2 protein-coding genes are annotated in these 2,641 nt (G+C 61.3%); both read right to left on the reverse strand.

The annotated features are described in order from the left end of the window. Positions 1 to 50: 50 nt before the first annotated feature. Positions 51 to 947, reverse strand: a complete 897-nt coding sequence (gene istB / locus BLJAPNOD_RS26930; protein ID WP_115422126.1) for an IS21-like element helper ATPase IstB — start codon at positions 945 to 947, stop codon at positions 51 to 53. Then, positions 944 to 2,428 carry an IS21 family transposase gene (istA, locus tag BLJAPNOD_RS26935; protein WP_199566043.1) on the reverse strand — a complete coding sequence of 495 codons (1,485 nt, stop codon included), beginning with the start codon at positions 2,426 to 2,428 and terminating at the stop codon, positions 944 to 946. Before istA ends, istB begins: the two co-directional genes overlap by 4 nt. Positions 2,429 to 2,641 lie beyond the last annotated feature (213 nt).

Consider the following 2,641-nt stretch of genomic DNA (forward strand, 5'->3'; position numbering starts at 1 on the left):
TATAGCGCGACGATCAGGATGAGACGGCGGCGACAATCTGGATGAGATTCTTATGTCGCGGTCGGGATGACCGTATCATGCTGATTGTCGCTGGCAAGAGTCTCATCGTGTTCTGATTGTCGCTCCGCGACAATCTGGGAAGCACTTTTGATTGTCGCGACGGCGGCAGGTCTGCCGCGCTGGCGTTTGGCTTCCATGGCGGAACGTCGCCGATAACTTTCGACGTTCATTTCGAAGATCGTTGCGTGATGAACAAGTCGGTCCACCGCGGCAAGCGTCATGGCCGGGTCCGGAAAGACGCGGTTCCATTCTCCAAAGGGCTGATTGGCGGTGATCATGATGGAACGCCGCTCATATCTTGCGGAGATGAGTTCGAAGAGCACGCTGGTTTCGGCCTGGTCCTTGGTGACGTAGGCCAGATCATCGAGGATGAGCAGATCGAACTTGTCGAGCTTTGCGATGGCGGATTCGAGTTGGAGTTCACGCCGTGCGACCTGAAGCTTCTGGACGAGATCGGTCGTGCGCGTGAACAGCACCCGCCAACCGTTCTCGATCAGCGCGAGGCCGATGGCCGCGGCGAGATGGCTCTTTCCGCCGCCCGGCGGACCGAACATGAGGATATTGGCACCTTTGGCCAGCCAACTATCGCCGGCGGCAATCGCCATCACCTGGGCCTTGGAGACCATGGGCACGGCGTCGAAGGCGAAGCTGTCGAGTGTCTTTCCAGGCGGCAGATGCGCCTCGGCGAGGTGGCGTTCGATCCTGCGATGCGCTCGCTCGGCCAACTCATGTTCGGCGATGGCCGACAGGAAGCGGGCGGCTGGCCATCCCTCCCGATCGGCCTGCTCGGCAAATTGCGACCAGAGCGTCTTGATCGTCGGCAGCCTCAGCTCATTGAGCATGATGCCGAGGCGGGCTTCGTCGATGGTGTTGTGGACGTTCTTCATGCGGCCTCTCCCGCATAGGCAGACCCCATCAGGGCTTCATAGCTATTGAGCGATGCGAGCTGCACATGAACGGTCGGCAACTGATCCGGGTCTGGGCCGAAGATCGCTCTCAAGGCCACCAGGTCGGGCAATTTGCGGGCGTCGAGCGTTCTGGCAAGCTCCTCGGCCAGTTCACGCTCGCAACCGCGATCATGAGCCAGGGCCAGTAATTCGACGGTGATCTTGCAAGCCTGCCGGTCAGGCAGTTGCTCGATAAGAGTGTCGAAAGCCCTTCGATATTCCGGCCGGGGGAAGAGCTTGTCGCGATAGACCAGGTTGAGAAGCGCCATGGGCTTTTTGCGCAGAGAGTGGATGACGTGGTGATAGTTGACGACCTGATCGTGCTTGCCACTCGCATGGGCGCGACCTCGTGGCAGCGTCAGTAGATGCGTGCCGCCGATGAAGACGTCGAGGCGATCGTCAAACAAACGCACACGCAGCCGGTGGCCGATCAAGCGGGAGGGGACGGTGTAGAAGACCTTGCGCAAGGCGAAGCCGCCGGTGCGGGACACCGTGACGACCACCTCTTCGAAGTCGGACGTGCGGCGATCGGGAAGGGCCTGCAGATGCGGGCGCTCGGTATCGATGCGCTTGCCATGTGCGGCATTACGGCGGCTGACGATCTCGTCGATGAAGGCGCGGTAGGAGCGGAGATCGTTGAAGTCTCGGGTGCCGCGCATCAGGAGTGCATCGCGAACCGCGTTCTTGAGATGGCCGTGAGAACTTTCGATTGAGCCGTTCTCGTGGGCGACGCCCTTGTTGTTGCGCGTCGGCGTCATCCGGTAATGAGAGCACAGGCCCTCATAGCGGTTTGTCAGATCGACCTTGGCATCGGCATCGAGGTTGCGGAAGGCGGCCGACAGGCTGTCGCTGCGGTGATAGAGCGGCGATCCGCCAATGGACCACAGGGCGTTCTGCAGTCCCTCCGCCAAGGCGACGAAGCTTTCGCCGCCAAGGATGACATGGGCGTGCTCGAAGCCCGACCAGACCAGCCGGAAGTGATAGAGCAGATGGTCGAGCGGTTGGCCGGCGATCGTCACGCTGAGGCTGCCCATGTCGGTAAAATCCGACAGCCCCAACCGGCCGGGCTCGTGCGTCTGGCGGAAGATCACCTCCTGTGCCTCACCGTGAACGGCTCGCCATGACCGGATTCGCCGCTCAAGTGTGCGGCGAATGCCTTCGGGAAGCTCCGGATGACGCCGCAGCATCTCGTCGTAAACGGCGACCGCACGAATGCCGGGAGCGGCCTTGAGGAGCGGAACGACCTCCGCATCAAAGATATGCTCAAGCGGATCGGGACGACGCCGACCGCGGGGCGGCTTGTTCTGCGACGGAAGGCGCTGCTCTTTCTCCATACGGAATGCCGTCGCCCGGCTGATCGACGCCTTCGCGGCGGCGACCTCAACAGAATGCGTTTGTCGATACTTCATGAATAATCTCATCTGATGATCGGTTACATGGCGACCCGGCACAAAGGTGGTTCTCCATTCCAGAAAACCACCACCGTAGCGGGCCGACCGCGATCATGAGACGCCGAAAAATTGCGCCGCGGCGGGGGTGTAACTCCGGTCGGGCTACGCCCTCCCTTCGTCACACCCCCGCCGCCGAGTCTCATCCTGATTGACGCTGAATCTCACCTTGATTGCCGCCGCGCA

The organism is Ensifer sp. M14, assembly GCF_003355565.1.
Classification (GTDB): Bacteria; Pseudomonadota; Alphaproteobacteria; order Rhizobiales; family Rhizobiaceae; genus Ensifer.